Here is a 20,174-nt window from a genome sequence, read left to right as displayed (position 1 = left end):
TAATCTCTGATTCACTCCGTTGCGGCATTCTCGAATGGGAGCCGCTCCGGAGTTGGGTATCATGAGTTTCGACAACAATTATTTCAGTGCCGATCACAACGAATATGCACCCACCACTTTGACAAAAGCGGGGCGTGGTTTCCTGCGTCTGGTGCTGTTGTTTGGTTCTGCCGCTGTGGCAATGGCGCTGATTATTGTCCCGATCCTCAACGATCAGGCGGCGAAGGTTGCGGCCCAGTCGGTTCTGCCAGCGGGTATTGATCGGACCATGACCGGCTCCATCAAGCGCGATCCTGCCACCCAGCCACGTGCCGCCGCACAGACCTATACGGTGCGCAAGAGCGTGCTTCAGCCGAACCCGAATTCGGTCTGCGTCATCGATGTGGATGGAAGCCATCGCGGCGACTGTTAATTACTCTTCTTCGGCTTTCTTCAGCGCATCGGCCAGCGATGCCTTGGCGGAGCCGGGCTTGAGCGGCTTTTGCTGGGATTCATGCGGAGCCCAACCGGACAGCCAGATAATCGAGAATGTAGCGCGGATGCGCCCGTCCGGGTCGCTGAAGCGTTCGGCATAGATTTCCGCTGCGCGCAGGAATAGCCGTTTCGATACCGGACGGCGCGAACGGTCGCGCACGATATTCTGCATGCCCATGGCGCGTAGATCGGCCATCAGGTTGAACAGCGAATCATAACGCACCGTCACGTTTTCCACGTCCGTTACCGGCAGTGCAAAGCCCGCCCGCTGCAACAGTCCGCCGACATCACGCACATCTGCAAACGGAAAAACGCGCGGCGATGCACCACCGGTCAGTTCGATTTCCGCCTGTAACAGGCTTTCTCGCAATTCGCCGAGCGTGCCGCTGCCGCTGAGCGCTGCGAGAAAAAGCCCATCAGGCTTCAATGCGCGGGCGATCTGCACCATGGCGCCGGGCGTGTCATTGGTGGCGTGCAGCGCCATCAGCGATACGATCAGATCGGCACTGCCGGGTTTGATCGGCAGCATCTCCTCGTCACCGACGATGGCCGGAAACGGACCTTTCAGGAAATCCGCATCGCGTTCGACGCGCAAAATCGTGTCCGCCTTGCCGGAACTCGCAATGGCCGCTGCCGCAAGACCATTATGGCCCGCCAGATCGATGGCGACGGGAAAGCGACGCTCGACGGTATCCAGACGGTCGGCAAGGTCTTCGGCCACGCGCCGCAACAGAAAATCGGCACCCGGTTCGGCACGCCGAAAAGCGCGGCGGCGAAAGGCAAGCTGTAGATCGCGGTCGAAGATCGCGCTTTCGGGGGCAGGCATGGAATCCGTCTTTTCTTTTGCTACGCGGCGTATAGTGTAAAGCATGTCGCGGAAAAGTGGGAACCGGTTTTCCGGCAACGACATGCGTAGAAACAAATAGATAAAGCGCGACGCGCTTTAGTCGCGGGCATAGATGCATTCGAACGGGGGCGAATGCAATGGCGGATGATGATACACCGCATCAAACCTTTTTGCGCAGGCTTTACGCTGGCGTGCGGTTCGCTGCGCGGCATCTGCTGCGCACGACTACCAATCTGTTGTTTCCAGCAAACTGTGTCGGCTGTCAGGCGCATGTCTCGCAACCGGGGACATTGTGCCCGGCCTGTTGGTCGCAACTTCGCTTTATCGAGCGGCCTTATTGCCCGGTGCTGGGTGTGCCGTTTGGTCACGACTTTGGCGACGGCTTCATGAGCGCTGAGGCTATTGCCGATCCGCCGCCGTTTCGTCGCGTGCGGTCGGCGGTGGTGCATCGCGGGGCGGCGCAGCGCATGGCCGTGGCGCTGAAATTCCATGACCGCACCGATCTCGCGCCATGGATGGCGCGCTGGATGCAGCGCGCAGGCCGTGAATTGCTGGAGGAGTGCGAGGTGATCCTGCCGGTGCCGCTGCATCGCTGGCGCTTCTGGAGCCGCCGTTTCAACCAGTCAGCCGAGCTTGCGCGGGCGCTGGCAAAGCAGAGTGCACTGCCTTTTGCGCCGCAAGCCCTGAACCGCATCCGGCGCACCGAGCAGCAGATCGGGCTTGGCTCCAAGGAGCGCAAACGCAATGTGGATGGTGCCTTCCGTGTGCCGAAGGAGCAGGAAATTCACGTGCGCGGACGCCGCGTCCTGCTGATCGATGATGTTTACACGACGGGCGCGACGGTGAAGGCCGCAACACGCGCCTTGCTGCGCGGCGGGGCAAAAAGCGTCGATGTTCTGACATTCAGCCGTGTTCTGCCTGATTGAAACTTGCGGGCAAGAACAAGCCTGCACACACCGTCGTGAAACCGGGAGGGTCTTCCAGAGCGGAGCGTTGCCGACTATATAGTGTGGCAACGAATGGAGTTTTTCATGGTTGATGTCACCATCTATACGCGTCCCGGCTGCCCTTATTGCTCGCGTGCAGTCGATCTTCTGACCCGCAAGGGCGTGGAGTTCAACGAGATCAATGCGGGCGCTACGCCGGAACTGCGCGCCGAAATGCAAGAGCGTTCGGGCCGCAACACCTTCCCGCAGATTTTCGTCGGCGCCGTGCATGTCGGCGGCTGCGACGATCTCTTCGCGCTGGACAGTCAGGGCAAGCTTGATGGTCTGCTCAGGACCGGCGAACTGAATTAATTTTTATAACGGGGGAGAAACCGATGAGCACGTTTCGCGCTGCCGCACTACAGATGCGTTCCGGCACTGATGTTGTCCGCAATATCGAGGATCTGGAGAAACTTGTCGCTGAAGCGGCGGCGCAGGGCGCGACTTACGTGCAATCGCCCGAAATGACCGGCGCGATGATGCGTGATCGCGTGGCGTTCAAGGCAAGCCTGCGCGACGAAGCCAATGACCTTGTTTTCAAGGCAGCGTCGGCGCTGGCGGCAAAGCATGGCATCTTCCTGCATATCGGCTCGACGGCCATTGATGCGGGCGATGGCAGGATTGCCAATCGCGCCGGATTGTTTACGCCCTCCGGCGAAAAGCTCGTCACCTATGACAAGATCCATATGTTCGATGTCGATCTCGACAATGGCGAAAGCTGGCGCGAATCGGCAACCTATGAGCCGGGCAAGGAAACGGTTGTCGCCGAACTGCCTTTCGCCAATATCGGTATGGCGATCTGCTACGACATTCGCTTCCCGCAGCTTTTCCGCGCACAGGCGCTTGCTGGCGCCAATGTGATTACCGGTCCCGCCGCCTTCACCAAACAGACCGGCGAGGCGCACTGGCACATCTTGCAGCGTGCGCGGGCCATCGAAAATGGCGCATTCCTGATCTCGGCGGCGCAGGGCGGATTGCACGAGGACGGGCGCGAGACCTATGGGCATTCGATCATCGTGTCGCCCTGGGGCAAGGTGCTGGCCGAAGCCAACCATGATGAACCGGCTGTGATCGTTGCCGATATCGATGTTGCCGAAAGTGCTGCGGCGCGCGGCAAGGTGCCGAATTTGAAGAATGCGCGCGAGTTTACCGTGAAGACGGTAACCGCAAAACAGAAAGAGGATGCATAATTCCATGATCCGCTTTTCGCTTCATTGCGATCACGGCCATGAATTCGAGGGCTGGTTCCGCGACAATGCCGATTTCGATCGGCAGTCGGAGATGAAGTTCGTCTCCTGTCCGGTCTGCAATTCGCATCAGGTGCAGAAGGCTCTGATGGCTCCTGCCGTCTCGACGGCGCGGGCGAAGGAAAAGATCGCAATGGCGCTGGGTGAAGCCCAGAAGAAGGTTCTTGAAGAAATGCGCGATTTGAGCCGCAAGGTCCGCGAGAATGCGGATTATGTCGGTGACAAATTTGCCGAGGAAGCGCGCAAGATCCATTTCGGGGAAACGGAACAGCGTGGCATCTATGGCGAAGCCTCGCGTGAGGACGTGCATTCGCTGCTTGAAGACGGCGTTGACGTGATGCCATTGCCGGTTTTCCCGGAAGATCAGAATTAGGTTTCCGCCCGACACCTGTTCGGCATGACAGCACGGCAGGGGAGGCCGAACGCATGAAATTGATGGAGTCCGCCTCCTTTCTGCTTCTGGCCACCGGCACCTTGCTGGGGCTTATCCTGCCTCTGGGAAAAATCGCCGCCCAGGCGGGCGTCCCGCCTGCCATGTGGACCTTTCTGTTTTCCGCCAGTGCTGGCGTGATCTTGCTTGCCCTTCTGCTTTTGCGGGGAAAAAGCCTCGGCTTTTCCGGCGGGCGCGCACGCTATTACGTCTGCACGGCAATCATTTCCTATGCCTTGCCCAATCTTCTGATCCTGTCGGCAATTCCGCGTCTCGGCGCTGGTTTCACGGGAATCATGTACACGCTGTCACCGGTTATCACGCTGGTGATTTCGATGGGTTTCGGCTTACGCCGTCCCAATGCGCTGGGCATTGGCGGTATTGCCGTCGGCTTCATCGGCGCAATCCTCGTGGCGCTGACACGCGGCGAGGTCGGCAAACCCGCCGATCCGCTCTGGGTTGCGGCCGCCTTGCTTATTCCGGTGTTTCTCGCCTGCGGCAATGTCTATCGCACACTGGACTGGCCAAAAAACTCCGATCCGACGGAGCTTGCGGCAGGCAGTCATCTGGCTTCCGCCATCATGCTTTTTGCAGGAATTTTGCTGTTCACCGGCGGTTTTCCGGTTGAGACATTTGCGCTTGCACCATGGGCTGCCACAGCACAGGCGATTGCGTCAGCTGGAATGTTCGCGCTGTTCTTCCGGCTACAAGCGGTGGGCGGACCGGTCTATCTCAGCCAGATCGGCTATGTGGCCGCAGCGCTCGGACTCATTTCCGGCACGCTGTTTCTGGGCGAGCATTATCCGCCCCTCACATGGATCGGTGCTGTCGTCATCGCGATTGGTGTGGCGATGACAACCAGAGCCCAGAAGGGATAATTATTAAAGCTGATTATTGGATGATTATTCGGGCCGCTCGGCCAGAACCATATAATTCACATCCGTATCGCGGGAGCGGCTCCAGCTGTCGGCAAGCGGATTATAGGTGACGCCCAGCTTGTCGATGAGGCGCAGCCCGCCTTTCGAAAGTGCGGATTCCAGCTCTTCCGGGCGCACCAGTTTTTCATATTGATGCGTGCCGCGCGGCAGCCAGCGCAGCACATATTCCGCGCCGATAATCGCCAGACCATAGGCTTTCAGCGTGCGATTGATGGTGGCGACGAACATCAGCCCGCCAGGCTTCACCATTTCGCTGGTCGCGGACATGAACAGATCGACGTCCGAAACATGCTCGACCACTTCCATGTTCAAAACCACGTCGAATTTCTCCCCTGCCTCGGCCAGAGCTTCCGCCGTCGTGGCGCGGTAGTCGACCTCGACGCCGCTTTGCGCGGCGTGGATTTTCGCAACCTCGATGTTGGTGGTGGAGGCGTCCGCGCCGATCACGGTTGCACCGAGACGCGCCATCGGTTCGCAAAGAAGGCCGCCGCCGCAACCGATGTCGAGCAGGCGCAGTCCTTCGAAGGGGCGCGGCGAATTCGGATCGCGATTGAACCTGACGCAGATTTTTTCCTTGATATAGGCAAGGCGCGTCGGATTGAATTTGTGCAGCGGGCGGAACTTGCCCTGCGGGTTCCACCATTCTGCGGCAATGCGCGAGAAATGCTCGATCTCGGAAGCGTCGATGGTGGTGCGGGCAGTCTCGGTCATTTCATTCTCCAGCTGCGGAAGCGTGCAGTTCTGCTCTCAAGGTAGCGCTTCAAAGTCAAGCTGCAAATCAAATTCCGGCATTCGTGGCCCTATCGGAACGTTCTTGCGAATCGCGGCCTTGCGGAACCGCGACATATTAGCTATGTGACCCCGGGTTTGCCTGTCGCAAGATTATAAGGTTTGGACAGGTGAGAGTGTAATTTTCAAAATAGCGGGACGTATCCTTAAATGGCGCGCATCGTGATGAAATTCGGCGGCACTTCGGTGGCCGATCTGGAACGCATCTATAATGTGGCGCGCCACGTCAAACGCGAGGTCGAGGCGGGCAATCAGGTTGCTGTTGTCGTCTCGGCCATGTCCGGCAAGACCAATGAACTGGTCAACTGGGTTCAGAACATGCCGAAGGTATGTGGCGCCAGTTCGCCTTTCTATGATGCGCGCGAATATGACACCATCGTCGCTTCCGGCGAACAGGTGACGAGCGGCCTTCTGGCAATTGCGCTTCAGTCGATTGGTGTCGATGCGCGTTCGTGGCAGGGCTGGCAGATTCAAATCAAGACCGACAATGCGCATGGCGCGGCCCGTATTCAGGACATCGACGGTTCGGAAATCATCCGTCGCATGGAAATGGGACAGGTTGCTGTTGTGGCCGGTTTCCAAGGCTTGGGCCCGGATAACCGCATCGCGACGCTCGGACGCGGTGGTTCGGACACCTCGGCTGTGGCTGTCGCCGCTGCGGTGAAGGCTGATCGCTGCGATATCTATACCGATGTAGACGGCGTCTACACGACCGATCCGCGCATCGAGCCGAAGGCGCGCCGCCTGCCAAAAATTTCCTTTGAGGAAATGCTGGAAATGGCTTCGCTTGGCGCCAAGGTTTTGCAGGTGCGCTCGGTCGAACTCGCCATGGTGCACAAGGTACGCACTTTCGTGCGCTCGAGCTTTACGGACCCCGATGCGCCGGGCATGGGTGATCCGATCAACCCGCCCGGAACGCTTATTTGCGACGAGGATGAAATCGTGGAACAGCAGACCGTCACAGGTATCGCCTTTGCGAAAGATGAGGCTCAGATTTCGCTGCGGCGTGTGGCCGACCGACCGGGCGTGTCGGCAGCCATTTTCGGCCCGCTCGCCGAAGAACACATCAATGTCGATATGATCGTCCAGAACGTGTCGGAAGACGGTTCCAAGACCGATATGACCTTCACGATCCCGACCGGCGACATCGACAAGGCGCTGCGCGTTCTCGACACGGTCAAGGGTGAAATCGGCTTCGACAACATCCAGTCGGAAACGGGTCTGGCCAAGATTTCCGTGATCGGCATCGGTATGCGCAGCCATGCGGGCGTTGCCGCCACCGCCTTCAAGGCGCTGGCCGAAAAGGGCATCAACATTCGCGCCATCACGACGTCGGAAATCAAGATCTCGATCCTGATCGACGGCCCTTATGCGGAACTCGCGGTGCGCACGCTGCACGCCGTCTACGGTCTCGACAAATCGTAATCAGCTGAACGCTGATATTAAGCCGGCATAAAACCCGGCTTTTACTAAACCGTTTTGAAACAATGCCGCGTCCGTAAATGGTTCGCGGCATTTTTTCGTTCCGGAACCTGGCAGAATTTCTGCTTAAAGCACTAGACGGCAGTGTCAAAAATGCTCACAAAGGGGTTGGCGTAACGCGTCGCGGGCGGGTAATGGGAATCGGTCGGCGAAAGCGGGCCACCAGTCCGAACGGCTTTCGGTAGTACGGAGCAAGCAAAGCCGTTTTCTCTTTATTCGCCGCAGTTCGCACGGAAAGCCGCTTCACCTCGGTGCCGAAACTGCACAAGAGGAGTGTCCGACGATCATGCGCGATCAGACAACCGGTCCCCGCGTGCTGCTGAAGCGGCTGCGCGAATTGATGGCTGAGCCGCTTGAGCCGCAGCCGCGCCTTGACCGGATCGTCCGTGAAATCGCGCAGAATATGGTCGCGGAAGTCTGCTCCTTCTATGTGCTTCGCGCTGACGGCGTACTCGAACTCTATGCCACCGAAGGTTTGAACCCTCAGTCGGTCCATCTGGCGCAATTGCGTCTCGGTCAGGGTCTTGTCGGCACGATTGCTGCAAGCGCGCGCCCGTTGAACCTCACCGATGCGCAAAGCCATCCGGCTTTCGCCTATCTGCCGGAAACGGGCGAAGAAGTGTATAATTCTTTCCTCGGCGTTCCCGTGCTGCGCGCAGGCCGCACGATGGGCGTTCTCGTCGTGCAGAACCGCACCAAGCGCGCCTATCGTGAAGATGAAGTCGAAGCGCTTGAAACGACAGCCATGGTACTTGCCGAAATCATCGCATCCGGCGATGGGCTGAAGCTCGTGCGCCCCGGCATCGACCTTGATATGGGCCGCCCGATGAGCGTGACCGGGGCGGCCTTCAATGACGGCATCGGTCTTGGTCACGTCGTGCTGCATGAGCCGCGCATTGTCGTCACCAATCTCTTCAATGAGGATAGTCAGGCGGAACTTGCCCGTCTCGATCAGGCGCTCGGTTCCCTGCGCATTTCCATCGATGACATGCTGTCGCGCCGCGATGTGGCCATTGAGGGCGAGCATCGCGAAGTGCTGGAAGCCTATCGCATGTTCGCGCATGATCGTGGCTGGGTGCGGCGTCTGGAAGAGGCGATCCATAACGGTCTGACCGCAGAAGCCGCAGTCGAAAAGGTGCAGAGCGACACGCGCGCGCGGATGATGCATCTGACCGATCCCTATATGCGCGAGCGCCTGTCGGATTTTGATGATCTTGCCAATCGTCTGCTGCGCCAGCTGATGGGCCGCGACATCAAGACGATGGCCGAATCGCTGGTCAAGGATGCGATCATCGTGGCGCGCTCCATGGGCGCCGCCGAATTGCTGGACTATCCGCGTGAGCGTTTGCGCGGCGTGGTGCTGGAAGACGGCGCCGCGACGAGCCATGTGGTGATTGTGGCGCGCGCTATGGGGATTCCCGTGGTGGGGCAGGCCAAGGGCGCCGTTTCCATGGCGGAAAACAACGATGCCGCCATCGTCGATGGCGACGAGGGCGTGGTGCATCTGCGTCCGCAGTCCGATCTCGAATCGGCCTATGCGGAAAAGGTTCGCTTCCGGGCGCGGCGTCAGGCGCATTATCGCGAATTGCGCGACAAGCCCGCCTTGACCAAGGATGGCGTCGATATTTCGCTTTTGATGAATGCGGGCCTTCTGGTCGACCTGCCGCAGCTTGCGGCATCGGGCGCATCGGGCATCGGCCTGTTCCGCACCGAGCTGCAGTTCATGGTCGCCTCGACTTTCCCGCGGGCGGAGCAGCAGGAGCGGCTCTATCGCTCGGTCATGGAAGCGTCGGGCGACAAGCCGGTCACTTTCCGCACGCTCGATATTGGTGGCGACAAGGTGCTGCCTTACTTCAGCGCATCGGCGCAGGAAGAAAACCCGGCGCTTGGCTGGCGCGCCATCCGTCTCACGCTCGACCGTCCGGGTCTGCTGCGCACCCAGCTGCGCGCGCTTTTGAAGGCGGCGGGCGGACGTGAACTGAAGCTCATGCTACCGATGGTGACGGAAGTTGCCGAGGTGAAGGCGGCGCGTGAGATCATCGAGCGCGAGGTGCGCCATCTGTCGCGGTTTGCGCATGCGCTTCCGACGCGGATGAAGCTTGGCGCGATGGTCGAAGTTCCAGCCCTGTTGTGGCAGCTGGACGAGCTGATGACGGCGGTTGATTTCGTGTCCGTCGGCTCCAACGATCTGTTCCAGTTCCTGATGGCGGTGGATCGCGGCAATTCGCTGATTTCCGGTCGTTTTGACCAGCTTTCTCCGGCTTTCCTGCGGACGCTGCGCCATATTGTCGATACCGGCAACCGGCATGACAAGCCGGTCACGCTCTGCGGTGAAATGGCAGGACGTCCGCTGACGGCGATGACGCTCATCGGCCTCGGCTTCCGCTCCATCTCCATGTCGGCTGCGGCCATCGGCCCGGTCAAGGCGATGCTCGGCGCGCTCGATACCACGAAGCTGAATGCGCTTCTCAATGAAGAGCTGGACAAGCCGAACGTCGCGCATTCGCTGCGCGAATTGATGCTTCGATTTGCAGAAGACAACGATATTCCGTTATAGCAAGGCAAATTGCATAGAATGACCGGGTGTGGCGCGGAATGCGGCAGGCCCGGTTTCGCACATTTGCACACGGACGACAGTTTTTAGGACATGACATGATCGCATTGCCGCAGGACCGGATGGACCAGCTCTTGAAGCGGTTCTCGATGATCGAAAGCCAGATGGCCGACAATCCGGATTCGGAAACCTATGTGAAGCTTGCTTCCGAATATTCCGAATTGCAGGAAGTCGTCGGCAAGATTCGCGAATTGAGCGATGCGCGTGGCGAAGCGAAAGATCTGGCGGCGATGCGCGACGATGCGTCGACGGATGCCGAAATGCGCGCCTTGGCTGTCGAGGAATTGCCGGAGGTCGAAAAGCGCGTCGAGGCGCTGGAGCAGGAAGTGCAGATTCTGCTTTTGCCCAAGGATGCGGCTGACGAAAAGAACGCCATTCTTGAAATTCGCGCCGGTACGGGTGGACTGGAAGCAGCGCTTTTCGCGGGCGATCTCTTCCGCATGTATGAGCGCTACGCCAGCGAAAAGGGCTGGCGCGTCGAGCTGGTCTCTGCCAGCGAAGGCGATGCGGGCGGCTATAAGGAAATCATCGCGACGGTTTCCGGCAAGGGCGTCTTCTCCAAGATGAAGTTCGAATCGGGCGTGCATCGCGTGCAGCGTGTGCCGGAAACCGAGGCTGGCGGGCGCATTCATACATCGGCTGCGACGGTTGCCGTGCTGCCGGAAGCTGAAGACATTGATATCGAGGTCCGCAACGAGGATATCCGCATCGATACGATGCGCGCATCGGGCGCTGGCGGACAGCATGTCAACACGACTGACTCGGCCGTGCGCATCACCCATATTCCGACCGGCATCATGGTGGTTCAGGCGGAAAAATCCCAGCATCAGAACCGCGCCCGCGCCATGCAGATCCTGCGCGCCCGCTTGTACGATATGGAACGGCAGAAGGCGGAAAGTGAACGCTCGGAAGCGCGCCGCAGCCAGGTCGGTTCCGGTGACCGTTCGGAACGTATCCGTACATACAATTTCCCGCAGGGCCGCGTTACCGATCACCGCATCAACCTGACGCTCTACAAGCTCGACCGTGTGATGGAAGGCGATCTCGACGAACTGGTCGATGCGCTGATTTCCGATCACCAGACAGCACTTCTGACCGAACTGGGCGCCTGAGCGTGAGTAGCGAGCGTCTTGACGTTCTGGCAGCGCAGGCGCGACGGCAGTTGCGCGATGCCGCGCTCGAAACGCCCGATCTTGATGCGCGCCTGCTCATCGAATGGGCGACGGGCGCAACAAGGCTCGATCTGATTTCCGCGCCGGACCGGCAGATCGATGCCGAGCGTGTCGAGACATTGCGTGCGGCGCTGGAGCGTCGTGCAAAAGGCGAGCCCGTGCATCGCATCATCGGCGTTCGCGAGTTTTACGGCCTGTCATTCCGGCTTTCCGCCGAGACGCTTGAACCGCGCCCGGATACGGAAGCGCTGGTGGAACTGGTTATTCCGCGGCTAGAAGCGCTGATCGAAAAACATGGCGTCGCCGAACTGCTTGATATGGGCACCGGAACCGGGGCGATTGTGATCTCGCTCCTGCATCGCTTCGAGACATTGCATGGCATCGGTCTCGATGTGTCGGAAGGCGCGCTGGCTACGGCGCGAATCAACGCTGCGAACAATGGCGTAAGTGAACGTTTCGCGGCGCTGCGAAGCGACTGGTTCGCCAATATCAGCGGACGGTTTCATATGATCGTCTCAAACCCGCCCTATATTCCGCATGAAGACATCGCCGGTCTGTCGCGGGAAGTGCGCGAGCATGATCCGCTTGCGGCGCTGGATGGCGGTCAGGATGGGCTGAATTTTTACCGGGCCCTTGCAGAACGGGCAGTTGAGTACCTATATGAAGGTGGTATGGTTGCCGTAGAAATCGGCGCCGGACAATTCCAGGATGTAAAAGCGCTGTTTGAGCAAGCGGGTTTTGAACTCGCAAACGATGCGCGTGATCTGGGCGGCCATAGAAGGGCCATGCTTTTTGCGCAAAAATCATAAACGAAATTTTGATACCCAACGGCGCGAAAAAACACTTGGAATTTGCCGCGAAGCCGTTTAGTTTCCGGCCACCGTATACAGCCAGAATGGTTTTGCCCGCTTTTTGAGGGCCGTGGCGGAAATGCTCCATGACGATTTGAGGTCATGCTCTCCCGGGGTCTAAGCCTTTGGAGATGGCTCGTACGGAAGTACACGACTTTCAGGCATGGTCCCGAAAAGCGATGCTTTTCGGAATGGGCCTTGCACAATGCAACCGTCAGGTTCCGGCCATCCATCTGGATATGCGGAGCTGAGAGGCATGTCGCGGAAAAGTGGGGACCGGTTTTCCGGGAACGGCATGCATAAAAGCAACCCCTTAATGTGCGTCACGCGAACAATATGAAATGCGGCGCGCTTTAAGAATAGTCGATGTGTAGGAAGTTTTAGGGCGTGCTTCCTCCATGGCTCAATAGCAAGAAACAGGCGGCTTTTTTCGTCGCAACGTTTCTGCGCCCTTTAATCTGAAAAGAGATGAATATGAGGCCAGCACAGCAGAATAGGCGTATGCGCGGACGGGGGAATAACAACAATAATAATAACAATAACCGCAAGGGCCCCAATCCTCTGTCGCGTAATTACGAAAGCAACGGACCTGACGTAAAGATCCGTGGCAATGCGCAACATATTGCAGAAAAATATTCGACCCTCGCGCGTGACGCTCAGGCTTCTGGCGACCGGGTGATGGCTGAAAACTATCTTCAGCACGCTGAACATTACAACCGCATCATCATGGCTGCCATGGCGCAGAATCCGGTGCCGTTCCAGCGCGAAGAAACCTTCGACGATGACGGCGCCGATGACGACGATACCGGCTTCACGCCAGCCGTGGCCGCAGAGCCGCGTCCGGTCAATGGTTCGGGCCCGCAGCCGGTCATCGAAGGCACCCCTGCCGAAGTAATCTATGGCGAGGAAAGCGGCGAAAGCCGCCAGCCGCGCGAACGTGACAATCGCGATCGCCGCCTTGGACGTGGACGCCGCCCGCAACGTGAACGCTTCAATGCCGAAGAGCGCCCGGAAGCGCAGGCCGGTGAAGCAGGCGAACAGCCGGTCGTAGAAGCTCCCGTGGAAACACAGGAACCAGCTCCGGTCGCCCGGGCTGCAAAGGTTGCTCCGGTGGTTGCCGAAGCTGCACCGGTTGAGGCTCCGGCAGAAGCACCTGTCGAAGCAAAGGCTGATGATGAAGCTGCGCCGCGTCGCGCCACCCGTCGTCCGGGTCGTCCGCGCCGTGTTGCTAAAGATGCCGGCAGCGATACGCCAGCAACGGAACCTGTCGATTCGGACGCTTAAGCGTTTCGATATCCAATTTGAAAATGGCGCGGTTTTCCGCGCCATTTTTATTTGGTCGCGCTTGCGTTGCCCACCCTTGCCGAAAGGCGGTCATAGTCCCATATCCTGTCTTGGAAAGACATGAAGCCCGCCCTTGCGGGGGCTTCGTCACCCAACATCTTCCGGTGCCTCTAGAGGGCTGGAGGGCAAAGGAGACATTATGAATATTGAAAAATACACGGAACGCGTTCGCGGTTTCATTCAGTCGGCACAGACCTTCGCGCTTTCGTCCGGCAACCAGCAGTTCACCCCTGAGCACATCCTGAAAATCCTTGTCGATGACGATGAGGGGCTTGCCGCATCGTTGATCGAGCGGGCTGGTGGACGCATTGCCGATGTGCGCCTCGGTTTGCAGAGCGCATTGGAAAAGCTGCCGAAAGTATCGGGCGGCAACGACCAGCTTTATCTCTCGCAGCCGCTGGCCAAGGTTTTCACGCTTGCCGAAGAGCTTGCCAGCAAGGCTGGCGACAGCTTTGTCACGGTCGAACGGCTGCTGACGGCGCTGGCCATCGAGAAATCCGCAAAGACATCTGAAATTCTTGCCGCAGCCGGTGTCACACCGACGGCGTTGAACAAGGTCATCAACGATATGCGTAAGGGCCGCACTGCCGATTCCGCTTCTGCCGAAAGCAATTATGACGCGCTGAAGAAATATGCGCGTGATCTGACCGAGGATGCCCGCAACGGCAAGCTCGATCCGGTGATCGGTCGTGACGAGGAAATCCGTCGCACTATTCAGGTTCTGTCGCGCCGCACCAAGAACAATCCGGTGCTAATCGGCGAGCCAGGCGTCGGCAAGACAGCTATTGCTGAAGGTCTGGCGCTGCGTATCGTTAATGGCGACGTGCCCGAATCGCTGAAGGACAAGCAGTTGATGGCGCTCGACATGGGCGCGCTGATTGCCGGTGCGAAATATCGCGGCGAGTTCGAGGAACGGCTGAAAGCGATCCTGTCAGAAGTGCAGACGGCTGCCGGTCAGGTCATTCTCTTCATCGATGAGATGCATACGCTTGTCGGTGCAGGCAAGACTGATGGTGCGATGGATGCGTCCAACTTGCTCAAGCCTGCCCTGGCGCGTGGTGAGTTGCACTGCGTCGGCGCGACCACGCTGGAAGAATATCGCAAATATGTCGAGAAGGATGCCGCACTTGCGCGCCGTTTCCAGCCGGTCTTCGTGGATGAGCCGACAGTCGAGGATACGATCTCGATCCTGCGCGGCCTGAAGGAAAAATACGAGCAGCATCACAAGGTGCGCGTATCGGACTCCGCACTGGTCGCAGCCGCAACGCTGTCGAACCGCTACATCACCGACCGCTTCCTGCCCGACAAGGCTATCGACCTTGTGGACGAGGCCGCGTCGCGTCTGCGCATGCAGGTCGATTCGAAGCCGGAAGAACTCGACGAGATCGACCGCCGCGTCATGCAGCTGAAGATCGAGCGCGAAGCCCTGAAGGTGGAAACCGATGCCGCTTCCAAGGATCGTTTGCAGCGTCTTGAAAAAGAGCTGACCGATCTGGAAGAAGAATCAGCTGAACTGACCGCCAAGTGGCAGTCGGAAAAGCAGAAGCTCGGCCTTGCCGCCGATCTCAAGCGTCAGCTTGAGGAAGCGCGCAATGCACTGGCTACCGCACAGCGCAACGGTGAATTCCAGAAGGCTGGTGAGCTTGCTTATGGCAAGATCCCGCAGCTTGAGAAGGAACTTGCCCAGTCTGAAAGCCAGGAGAACAAGGGTTCCCTGCTGGAAGAGACCGTGACGCCGGAACATGTCGGGCAGGTCGTTTCCCGCTGGACAGGCATTCCGGTTGACCGGATGCTCGAAGGCGAGCGCGAAAAGCTGCTGCGGATGGAAGATGAGCTTGCAAAGCGCGTCATCGGTCAGGGCGAAGCCGTTCAGGCGGTTTCCAAGGCGGTGCGCCGTGCGCGTGCGGGTCTTCAGGACCCGAACCGGCCTATCGGTTCGTTCATCTTCCTTGGGCCGACGGGCGTCGGCAAGACCGAACTGACCAAGGCACTGGCATCGTTTCTGTTCCAGGACGACACCGCGATGGTGCGTATCGATATGTCGGAATTCATGGAGAAGCACTCCGTGAGCCGTCTGATCGGTGCACCTCCCGGCTATGTCGGTTATGAAGAAGGCGGTGCGCTGACGGAAGCTGTTCGCCGGAGGCCATATCAGGTGATCCTGTTCGATGAGATCGAAAAGGCGCATCCCGATGTGTTCAACGTGCTATTGCAGGTTCTGGATGATGGGCGTCTGACCGACGGTCAGGGCCGCACGGTCGATTTCCGCAACACGGTCATCATCATGACGTCCAATCTTGGCGCCGAATATCTCGTCAATCTGGGCGAGAAGGACGATGTCGAGAGCGTTCGTGATGAGGTGATGGGTGTGGTCCGGGCGGCATTCCGGCCGGAATTCCTGAACCGTGTCGATGAAATCATCCTGTTCCACCGGCTGCGCCGCGAGGATATGGGGGCGATTGTCGATATCCAGTTGCAGCGTCTTCAGACCTTGCTTACCGATCGCAAGATCGCATTGGAGCTGGGAGAGGATGCGCGCGAATGGCTCGCCAACAAAGGATATGATCCGGCCTACGGCGCACGTCCTTTGAAGCGGGTGATTCAGAAGGAAGTCCAGGACCCGCTCGCCGAGCGCATTTTGCTGGGCGACATTCTGGATGGTTCGCTCGTCAAGATCACCGCCGGTTCGGACAGGCTCAACTTCCGCCCGGTTCGTGGTGCTCTGGAACCCGATCCGAAGAACGAAAGCGTGGAAGCCTGACCTCCCGCTTGCCCCAACAAAGCGCCGCAGTCGCAAGATTGCGGCGCTTTTTCTTGGGCTCTACCGCATCCGGCTTCGGATGTGCCGCAAGCGTGAAGAAATTTTACAGATACAAATTTCATAAAACTTGTCGTCACTTGGCCATTTTCATGTCCAGTTCATCTGGCATCTGCTGATACTCGGATAATCAGTTATTAACCATATTCGCGGCATCCATGATCTGACGATCCGATTGAACGGTCTGATATTACGGGCACCTGGGACTTCCTTCATGACGCATTCCATACGCATGCTTCGTTTCGCATTGTTCGCTTCTGCGGCGCTTCCCGCTACCGGTGCGGGCGCTTTCGCAGAAGAAACCCGTGATGCCACGCTCACGGAAGCCCCGGTGCAACTGGCGCAGCTCTATGATCCCGGCGAAGAGGTCTATCACGACCGGCGCGTGCGCGTTTACATCGACCAGTATGGACGGCGCGTGACGATGGATCGTCGTGGGCGCATCATCAGCGTTGAGGATGCCAATAGCTATGATCGCAACAGCTATGGCGGTCACAACAGCCGTCGTGATCCGCAGGAAGACGACAACTGGACACTGAACGGCCCGGTTGATGGCGGTTCGCCCTATGACGGCTTCAGCAATGTGCCGGAAGACCCGAATTATTATCCCGCCGCCCCGTCTGATCCGAGCTATCGCGGCAATCAGGATGGTCAGGTGCAGCGTTCGGAATTGCCGCCGTCCGGCGAAAACTATCCCGATAATACGGGCACCAATTCCGCAAGCATCGACCAGAATTATGGCGGTCAGGACAATTACGGTCAGCCCGGCTACGAGCAGCCCCGCAACGTGCCGCAATCGAGCGATATGGCCCCGGCCATCGAAATGCCGAAGGGCGAGGGCGCCAAGGCCAAGATCGCAGCCTTTCAGGTGCTGCTTGATCGCGCTGGCGCATCGCCCGGCGTTATTGACGGCCGCTCCGGCAGCAATGTCGACAAGGCTGCTGCCGCTTATGGCGAATTGACTGGAAAATCCATCAACCCGACGGACGAGGCGGCAGTGAATGCCGAGTTGGAAGCAACCGGTGGTGCGGCCTTCTTCGAATATACGATCACCAACGAGGATGTCGGTCGCCAATATGTGGCGTCGATCCCGGAAGATTACGCCCATAAGGCGCAACTCTCGTCGATGGCCTATACATCGGTGACGGAAATGCTGGGCGAGAAATTTCACATCGACGAAAATTATCTGAAGGAAATCAATCCGGGCGTGAATTTCAATCAGCCGGGTTCCATCGTCAAAGTACCGAATCTCGGCAAGCCGGTGCGCGCCAAGGTGGCGAGAATTATTGCCGACAAGGGACGCAAGCAGGTTCGTGGCTATGATGAAAGCGGCAAGCTCGTCGTGGCCTATCCATCGACCATCGGCTCATCGGATAACCCGTCGCCGTCCGGCATCGTGCAGGTGGAGCGTATCGCGATCAACCCGAATTACACCTATAATCCCAAGATCAATTTCAAGCAGGGCAATAACGATAAGGTTCTGACTATTCCGCCGGGACCGAACGGGCCGGTCGGCACGGTCTGGATTGCGCTGTCAAAGCCAACTTACGGTATCCATGGAACGCCGGAGCCGTCCAAGATCGGCAAAACGTCGAGCCATGGCTGCGTGCGATTGACGAATTGGGACGCAGAAGAACTGGCCAAGCTCGTCAAGGCAGGCGTCACCGTCGAGTTTTCCGAATAGTTCGACCTGCGCGGGTCATATAAACAAGCCGGGACAAGCATTGCTTTCCCGGCTTTCTGTTATCCCTTGGTCGATGCGTTGGCAGCAAGCTTGGTGCCGTTATCGTCGCTGTTCAAAAGCGCGTCGATGCGATCACGCTCCTGCTTGAAGGCTTCAAGTTCTTTGCCCTTCAAGGCCTTGTTATCCGGCAGGCGGATGCGAAGCGGGTCCACCTTGGTTCCGTTGACGATCATTTCATAATGCAGATGCGGCCCGGTCGAGAGACCGGTCGAACCGACATAGCCGATCACCTGGCCCTGACGCACCCTTGCGCCGGCGGTCACGCCACGGGCAATCGCATTCTGGTGGTTGTAGCTGCTGACATAGCCATTGGCATGACGAATCAGGGTCTGATTGCCATAACCATTGGACCAGCCTGCCTTCTCGACGACGCCATTACCCGTCGCAATGATTGGCGTGCCGCGCGGTGCTGCCCAATCGACGCCCGTATGCATGCGGCTATAACCGAGAATCGGATGACGGCGCATGCCGAACGGGGAGCGGAACACACCGTTGGGCACCGGATTGCGCAGCAGAAACTGCTTTGCGCTCTTTCCGCTCTCATCGAAGTAATCGACGCTGCCGTCTGGCGCCTGATAGCGGTAGAATTTACGGGTCGTGCCGCTGAAAGTCGCCGCAACGTAGAGAAGTTGCGAATCGCTGTCTGCCTTGTCCTGTTCGTCGGCCCCGTCGGGTAGCGAGAAGAAGGCGTCGATATTGTCGGTCGGCGTCAGCTGCGCCTGAAGGTCTACGTCGGTGGCCAACATCTTGACCAGCTGTTCGCGCATTGTTTCGGTCATGCCATAGGCAAGGGCCGCGCGGCTGATACCGTCATAAACATTGGGCAGGTTGCCGCGGATGGCGCTGGGGACAGCATTGCCCTCGAATGCCGTCTGCAAAAGCGGCGTTCCTTCGGGTTCATCGGACGGCACATATTGTTGGCGGTCGTTCAACGTGACGGTAACAAGGTGCGTGGTGCGATTATAAATGCTCGCGCGTACGATGCGGTCTTCGCCGTCGCGGGTTTCAGTCCCGATGCGCAGGACACTGCCTTGCTTCAGGCGCGGCGAATTCATCATCTTGCTCAACGCATCGACCATGTTCGACGTGTCATCGCCAGTATAGCCCGCATCTTCCAGCGCCTGCGCAATATCGGCGGTCTGCCGGAAGGGAATCAGTTCTTCTGAAAAGCCGTCTTCGGTCTGTTCGTCATTCGCCTTCGGCGCAACGCTGACATTTTCCTGCGTGATCTTCACGCCGAGGGCGGGGCCGAGCGCATAAGGAGAATCATTGCCGCCAAAGCGGGCCGGATCAACATAATGCAGCGAGGCGACCTGAACATCGCCATCGGTCAGCAGGCCGCCGGTGTCGCGAACGACCTTTTCAACTTCATCGACCGACAAATCGCTCGATGCGTCGAAGGTCGCGCTGTTCAGCGGAAAATCGACAACATGGAGACTGACTTCGCTTTCAACCTTGGCGCCGTAAATCTGGCCGGTGTCCGCCGGTTGCGGCGAGGCGGGACCTTCGGAGAACACGGTCAGCGCATCGAATGCCGGATATTTGCGGCTGGTCGGATGATCAACTGCAAGCGCCATGCTCACTAGTTCGAACGGGCGGGTGCGGATCACTTCGCGTTCGCCGACTTTCTGCATGGTAGAAAGGTCGAACCGGCGGCGGTCGCGCGGTTGCTGAGCCGAAACCGTGCTGACGAGACGGCCACCTTTGGTGACAGCACTTTCCTCAGCGGCGCCTGGCATATCATTGAGGGCAAGAATTTCGGGCGGGGTCGCCAATTGCTCGCGCCCATCGAGAGCTGCAAAAAGTGCAACACCAATCAGCATGCAGGACGTAACGCCAGTCAGGAAGGTGCCGGCAAGCCAGCGTGCCGAAACTTCGCGCCGATCTGGAGGCCGCCGCCGTCCGCCGACGCTCAGCGGGGGCTCGTCACCCGGATCGAGATTATTCGGCCCCATATCCTTCATACTGCTATAGTCGGCCCTTCTTTTTAACCTGATGGCACGAAAACGTGCTTGAACATCGCTTGTCAGAAAAGCGACTTATGCGCTGATCCGATGCTAAGGTGTCTTCCTTTGTATAGGGAAGGCTCCCAAACGGGCATCAGAGTTTTGCCTGCCGTTGACGCGTAAGTCAATGACGAGGCGGCCAAACGCCGATATCCACAATGCAATCGGTTCGGCAGCTATCGGTGCAATACGGCGAAATTTTAAATTCAGCGGAAGCTAATCGTCCAATGAGGCTGGTTTGTGGCCCGGCTTTCCGCAACGGTACTTTCGCCTCCCCGTATATATAGAGTGGTGAAATCCCCGAATTTGCCACCCTGTGGACGATTGTCAAAAAAATATCAAAAAACCTCAGAACCTGTGTTGACAGTTTTGGTGTGCGGGGCCTATATAGCGCCACAACGAGGGCGGCGACGCTGCTAGCGGCAGGTTGCT

16 protein-coding genes are annotated in these 20,174 nt (G+C 58.5%); 13 read left to right on the top strand and 3 right to left on the bottom strand.

Translation table 11 applies throughout. The features are described 5' to 3' along the window. Nucleotides 1-61: 61 nt before the first annotated feature. Nucleotides 62-412: a hypothetical protein gene (locus HWD97_RS20650; RefSeq protein ID WP_109369876.1), complete on the top strand. Its 351-nt coding sequence runs from the start codon at nucleotides 62-64 to the stop codon at nucleotides 410-412. Here the strand turns inward: HWD97_RS20650 and HWD97_RS20645 are convergent, their stop codons facing one another. Beyond that, nucleotides 413-1,300 (bottom strand): methyltransferase domain-containing protein, encoded by an 888-nt coding sequence (locus HWD97_RS20645; RefSeq protein ID WP_109370329.1) that lies wholly within the window; start codon nucleotides 1,298-1,300, stop codon nucleotides 413-415. Between the two features lie 158 nt (nucleotides 1,301-1,458). Here HWD97_RS20645 and HWD97_RS20640 point away from each other — a divergent pair, with 158 nt between their 5' ends. The 5 genes from HWD97_RS20640 to HWD97_RS20620 all read left to right on the top strand — a co-directional run bounded on the left by HWD97_RS20640 (nucleotide 1,459) and on the right by HWD97_RS20620 (nucleotide 4,862). Continuing rightward, on the top strand, nucleotides 1,459-2,247 hold the full coding sequence (locus tag HWD97_RS20640) for a ComF family protein (protein WP_109369875.1): 789 nt from the start codon (nucleotides 1,459-1,461) through the stop codon (nucleotides 2,245-2,247). Between the two features lie 105 nt (nucleotides 2,248-2,352). Next, nucleotides 2,353-2,619 (top strand): glutaredoxin 3, encoded by a 267-nt coding sequence (grxC, locus tag HWD97_RS20635; RefSeq protein WP_109370328.1) that lies wholly within the window; start codon nucleotides 2,353-2,355, stop codon nucleotides 2,617-2,619. Between the two features lie 23 nt (nucleotides 2,620-2,642). Further along, nucleotides 2,643-3,497: a carbon-nitrogen hydrolase family protein gene (locus tag HWD97_RS20630; RefSeq protein ID WP_109369874.1), complete on the top strand. Its 855-nt coding sequence runs from the start codon at nucleotides 2,643-2,645 to the stop codon at nucleotides 3,495-3,497. Nucleotides 3,498-3,501: 4 nt separating this feature from the next. Further along, on the top strand, nucleotides 3,502-3,927 hold the full coding sequence (locus tag HWD97_RS20625) for a DUF1178 family protein (RefSeq protein WP_109370327.1): 426 nt from the start codon (nucleotides 3,502-3,504) through the stop codon (nucleotides 3,925-3,927). A gap of 53 nt (nucleotides 3,928-3,980) precedes the next feature. After that, nucleotides 3,981-4,862, top strand: coding sequence for a DMT family transporter (locus HWD97_RS20620; RefSeq protein ID WP_109369873.1), 882 nt, complete (start codon nucleotides 3,981-3,983; stop codon nucleotides 4,860-4,862). Between the two features lie 24 nt (nucleotides 4,863-4,886). On the opposite strand, the gene ubiG is transcribed toward HWD97_RS20620, so the two are convergent. Beyond that, nucleotides 4,887-5,633: a bifunctional 2-polyprenyl-6-hydroxyphenol methylase/3-demethylubiquinol 3-O-methyltransferase UbiG gene (gene ubiG / locus HWD97_RS20615; protein ID WP_109369872.1), complete on the bottom strand. Its 747-nt coding sequence runs from the start codon at nucleotides 5,631-5,633 to the stop codon at nucleotides 4,887-4,889. 228 nt (nucleotides 5,634-5,861) lie between these two features. Between ubiG and HWD97_RS20610 the strand changes: the two genes are divergently transcribed. The 7 genes from HWD97_RS20610 (at nucleotide 5,862) to HWD97_RS20580 (ending at nucleotide 17,676) form a co-directional block, all read left to right on the top strand. Beyond that, nucleotides 5,862-7,136, top strand: coding sequence for an aspartate kinase (locus tag HWD97_RS20610; RefSeq protein WP_109369871.1), 1,275 nt, complete (start codon nucleotides 5,862-5,864; stop codon nucleotides 7,134-7,136). 343 nt (nucleotides 7,137-7,479) lie between these two features. After that, a complete protein-coding gene (ptsP, locus tag HWD97_RS20605) occupies nucleotides 7,480-9,750 on the top strand; it encodes a phosphoenolpyruvate--protein phosphotransferase (protein WP_109369870.1) in 2,271 nt (756 codons plus the stop codon). 95 nt (nucleotides 9,751-9,845) lie between these two features. Then, on the top strand, nucleotides 9,846-10,919 hold the full coding sequence (prfA, locus tag HWD97_RS20600) for a peptide chain release factor 1 (protein WP_140026354.1): 1,074 nt from the start codon (nucleotides 9,846-9,848) through the stop codon (nucleotides 10,917-10,919). A gap of 2 nt (nucleotides 10,920-10,921) precedes the next feature. Then, nucleotides 10,922-11,788 (top strand): peptide chain release factor N(5)-glutamine methyltransferase, encoded by an 867-nt coding sequence (gene prmC, locus HWD97_RS20595; RefSeq protein WP_109369868.1) that lies wholly within the window; start codon nucleotides 10,922-10,924, stop codon nucleotides 11,786-11,788. Between the two features lie 516 nt (nucleotides 11,789-12,304). After that, nucleotides 12,305-13,114 (top strand): DUF4167 domain-containing protein, encoded by an 810-nt coding sequence (locus tag HWD97_RS20590; protein WP_109370326.1) that lies wholly within the window; start codon nucleotides 12,305-12,307, stop codon nucleotides 13,112-13,114. A 199-nt stretch (nucleotides 13,115-13,313) separates the two neighbouring features. Next, nucleotides 13,314-15,935 (top strand): ATP-dependent chaperone ClpB, encoded by a 2,622-nt coding sequence (gene clpB, locus HWD97_RS20585; RefSeq protein WP_109369867.1) that lies wholly within the window; start codon nucleotides 13,314-13,316, stop codon nucleotides 15,933-15,935. A gap of 271 nt (nucleotides 15,936-16,206) precedes the next feature. After that, on the top strand, nucleotides 16,207-17,676 hold the full coding sequence (locus HWD97_RS20580) for a L,D-transpeptidase (protein WP_109369866.1): 1,470 nt from the start codon (nucleotides 16,207-16,209) through the stop codon (nucleotides 17,674-17,676). Between the two features lie 59 nt (nucleotides 17,677-17,735). On the opposite strand, the gene HWD97_RS20575 is transcribed toward HWD97_RS20580, so the two are convergent. After that, a complete protein-coding gene (locus tag HWD97_RS20575) occupies nucleotides 17,736-19,700 on the bottom strand; it encodes a M23 family metallopeptidase (protein ID WP_109369865.1) in 1,965 nt (654 codons plus the stop codon). Between the last annotated feature and the right edge of the window lie 474 nt (nucleotides 19,701-20,174).

The sequence above is a fragment of the Ochrobactrum sp. C6C9 genome (assembly GCF_022627935.1).
Lineage (GTDB): Bacteria > Pseudomonadota > Alphaproteobacteria > Rhizobiales > Rhizobiaceae > Brucella > Brucella teleogrylli.
This window is presented reverse-complemented; position numbering and strand designations above follow the sequence as displayed.

Bases quoted from the DNA above. Each gene is read 5' to 3' on its own strand.
- HWD97_RS20640 (WP_109369875.1), top strand. From the start codon at position 1,459: ATGGCGGATGATGATACACCGCATCAAACCTTTTTGCGCAGGCTTTAC.
- HWD97_RS20645 (WP_109370329.1), bottom strand. From the start codon at position 1,300: ATGCCTGCCCCCGAAAGCGCGATCTTCGACCGCGATCTACAGCTTGCC.
- HWD97_RS20580 (WP_109369866.1), top strand. From the start codon at position 16,207: ATGACGCATTCCATACGCATGCTTCGTTTCGCATTGTTCGCTTCTGCG.
- HWD97_RS20575 (WP_109369865.1), bottom strand. From the start codon at position 19,700: ATGAAGGATATGGGGCCGAATAATCTCGATCCGGGTGACGAGCCCCCG.
- HWD97_RS20610 (WP_109369871.1), top strand. From the start codon at position 5,862: ATGGCGCGCATCGTGATGAAATTCGGCGGCACTTCGGTGGCCGATCTG.
- HWD97_RS20620 (WP_109369873.1), top strand. From the start codon at position 3,981: ATGAAATTGATGGAGTCCGCCTCCTTTCTGCTTCTGGCCACCGGCACC.
- HWD97_RS20625 (WP_109370327.1), top strand. From the start codon at position 3,502: ATGATCCGCTTTTCGCTTCATTGCGATCACGGCCATGAATTCGAGGGC.
- clpB (WP_109369867.1), top strand. From the start codon at position 13,314: ATGAATATTGAAAAATACACGGAACGCGTTCGCGGTTTCATTCAGTCG.
- ptsP (WP_109369870.1), top strand. From the start codon at position 7,480: ATGCGCGATCAGACAACCGGTCCCCGCGTGCTGCTGAAGCGGCTGCGC.
- HWD97_RS20590 (WP_109370326.1), top strand. From the start codon at position 12,305: ATGAGGCCAGCACAGCAGAATAGGCGTATGCGCGGACGGGGGAATAAC.
- HWD97_RS20630 (WP_109369874.1), top strand. From the start codon at position 2,643: ATGAGCACGTTTCGCGCTGCCGCACTACAGATGCGTTCCGGCACTGAT.
- ubiG (WP_109369872.1), bottom strand. From the start codon at position 5,633: ATGACCGAGACTGCCCGCACCACCATCGACGCTTCCGAGATCGAGCAT.
- prfA (WP_140026354.1), top strand. From the start codon at position 9,846: ATGATCGCATTGCCGCAGGACCGGATGGACCAGCTCTTGAAGCGGTTC.
- grxC (WP_109370328.1), top strand. From the start codon at position 2,353: ATGGTTGATGTCACCATCTATACGCGTCCCGGCTGCCCTTATTGCTCG.
- HWD97_RS20650 (WP_109369876.1), top strand. From the start codon at position 62: ATGAGTTTCGACAACAATTATTTCAGTGCCGATCACAACGAATATGCA.